Here is a 2,832-nt window from a genome sequence, read left to right on the forward strand (position 1 = left end):
CCGCTCCGGTCACCCCGGTGACCTGAGCGTCTGACACGTTCGGGCAGGGGCCGCGGTCCCGATAGGGTTGGGCCCATGACCGACGTCGCAGAGAAGACCCTGCCCACGGAGGCCTCGACGCAGCCCGTGGCCGAGCGCACCCTCGTCCTCGTCAAGCCGGACGGCGTGCGCCGCGGCCTGTCCGGCGAGATCCTGCGCCGCATCGAGGCCAAGGGCTACACGCTGCGCGCCGTGCAGCTCAAGGACGCCACGACCGAGCTGCTGGCCGCGCACTACGCCGAGCACGAGGGCAAGCCGTTCTACGCCCCCCTGGTCGAGTTCATGATGTCGGGCCCGGTCCTGGCCGTCGTGGCCGAGGGCCAGGGCGTGATCCCGGGCTTCCGCTCGCTGGCCGGCGCCACCAACCCGACCGACGCCGCCCCCGGCACCATCCGCGGTGACCTGGGCCGCGACTGGGGCACCAAGGTGCAGCAGAACCTCGTGCACGGCTCCGACTCCGCGGAGTCGGCGGCGCGCGAGATCTCCCTCTGGTTCCCCGAGCTGGGCTGACCGCCCCCGCACCGCACGTCCGTCGAAGCGGCACCCTGCCGAGGCATCCGGGTGCCGCTTCGGCATATCCCGGCGGTACGTCCGACGTTCAGACCGCGTTCACAGTTAGGCTCACCGAGTGCATCTCAAGACGCTCACGCTCCGGGGCTTCAAGTCCTTCGCGTCGGCGACCACCCTCGAGCTCGAGCCGGGCATCACCTGCGTGGTGGGTCCGAACGGCTCCGGCAAGTCCAACGTGGTCGACGCGCTCTCCTGGGTCATGGGCGAACAGGGTGCCAAGTCGCTGCGCGGCGGCAAGATGGACGACGTCATCTTCGCCGGCACGTCCGGCCGCGCGCCCCTGGGTCGCGCCGAGGTGGCGCTGACGATCGACAACACCGACGGCGCCCTGCCGATCGACTACACCGAGGTCACGATCTCCCGCACGCTGTTCCGCAGCGGCGGTTCCGAGTACGCGATCAACGGCAACAGCTGCCGCCTGCTGGACATCCAGGAGCTCCTGAGCGACTCCGGCATCGGCCGCGAGATGCACGTCGTGGTGGGGCAGGGCCAGCTCGACGCCGTGCTCCGCGCGACGCCCGAGGAGCGCCGCGGCTTCATCGAGGAGGCCGCGGGCGTCCTCAAGCACCGCAAGCGCAAGGAGAAGGCGCTCCGCAAGCTCGACGCGATGCAGGGCAACCTGGCGCGCCTGGGCGACCTGACGGCCGAGCTGCGCCGCCAGCTCGGCCCGCTGGGCCGGCAGGCCGAGGCGGCCCGCAAGGCGCAGACCGTGCAGCGCGACCTGCGCGACGCGAAGTCGCGCCTGCTGGCCGACGACCTGGCCCAGCTCACCGCGCAGCTCGAGCAGGAGAGCGCGGACGAGCGGTCGCTCAAGCAGCGGCAGGCCGAGACCGAGGCGGCGCTGACCGAGGCGCGCGGCCTGCTGGCCCGCCTCGAGGCGGCGACGTCGGCCGAGTCGCAGCAGGTCAGCCAGGCGGGCGACACCGTCTTCGCGCTGTCCCAGACCAGGGAGCGCCTGCGCAGCCTCCAGTCGCTGGCGGGGGAGCGCGCCCGGCTGCTCGGCACCGCCGAGCCCGCGCACCAGGGCCAGGACCCCGACGACCTGGAGGCCCAGGCCGCCCGCTCCCGCGCGAGCGAGGAGGAGCTGGCCACCGAGGTCGCCATCGCACGCGAGACGGTCGAGTCCGCCGTCGACGTCCGGGCGGAGGCCGAGGCGGCCGCCCAGGCCGCCGAGCGTTCGCACGCCGCGCTGCTGCGCGCCGCCGCGGACCGCCGTGAGGGCCTCGCGCGCCTCGCCGGCCAGGTCGCCGCGCGGCGCAGCCGGGTCGAGGCCGCGCAGTCCGAGCTCGACCGCCTGCGCGACGCGCTGCTGGAGGCCGAGCAGCGGATGGAGGAGTCCTCGGGCGCGCTCTCGGCGCTGGAGACCGAGGTCGGCGGGGTCGAGGGGGACGGCGAGGGGCTCGACGTCGCGCACGAGGCGGCGTCCGAGGTGCTGGAGCTGGCCAAGGCCGAGGTGCGGCACCTCCAGGAGCAGGTGACGACGGCGCAGCGGGACCGCAGCTCCGCGGCCGCCAGGGTCGAGGCGCTGGAGCTGAGCCTGGACCGCAAGGACGGCGCGGGCACACTGCTCGCGGCCCACCAGCCGGGCGTCCTCGGCTCGGTGGCGGCGCTGCTGGGTATCGAGGCGGGCTTCGAGGACGCGGTCGCCGCCGCGCTCGGCCCGGTGGCCGACGCCGTGGCCGTGGCGGGCGTCGACGAGGCCGTCGACGCGCTGCGGCTGCTGCGCGACGAGGACGCGGGCCGGGCCAGCCTGGTCGTGGGTTCGGACCGGACGGTTCCCGCCGTCGAGCGCCCCGTCGTCGAGCTGCCCGCCGGCGCCCGCTGGGCCACCGACGTGGTCCAGGTGGCGGGCCCGGCGTCGGCCGCGCTGCGGACGATCCTGCAGGACGTCGTGGTCGTGGACGACCTCGCCCGCGCCCGCGCGCTGGTCCGGGACCAGCCGGTGGTCGCGGTGACCCGCGCCGGCGACCTGCTGGGCGCCACGCGCGCGTGGGGCGGCTCGGCCGCCGCGCCGAGCGTGCTGCACCTGCAGTCCGCGCTGGACGAGGCCAAGGCGGCCCGGGACGAGGCCGCCGCGCGTGACATCGACGGTTCGGCGCACCTGGAGCGGGCCCGCGCGGAGCGCACGGCGGCCCAGGAGCGTTATGACGAGACGCTCGCCCGGCTCGGGGAGGCCGACGCCGCCCGCGCGGCCGCCGCCGAGCAGCTCGGTTCGCTCGGCGC

General features: G+C 75.5%; 2 protein-coding genes. Both read left to right on the forward strand.

Translation table 11 applies throughout. The features are described 5' to 3' along the window. The first annotated feature begins 75 nt into the window (after window positions 1-75). Window positions 76-549, forward strand: a complete 474-nt coding sequence (gene ndk / locus ACFWEJ_RS28265) for a nucleoside-diphosphate kinase (protein ID WP_285105149.1) — start codon at window positions 76-78, stop codon at window positions 547-549. A gap of 118 nt (window positions 550-667) precedes the next feature. After that, window positions 668-2,832: chromosome segregation SMC family protein (locus ACFWEJ_RS28270; RefSeq protein ID WP_377232483.1), on the forward strand; the 2,165-nt coding region annotated here is incomplete at its 3' end.

The sequence above is a fragment of the Promicromonospora sp. NPDC060204 genome (assembly GCF_042728455.1).
In the GTDB taxonomy this organism is placed as follows: domain Bacteria; phylum Actinomycetota; class Actinomycetes; order Actinomycetales; family Cellulomonadaceae; genus Promicromonospora.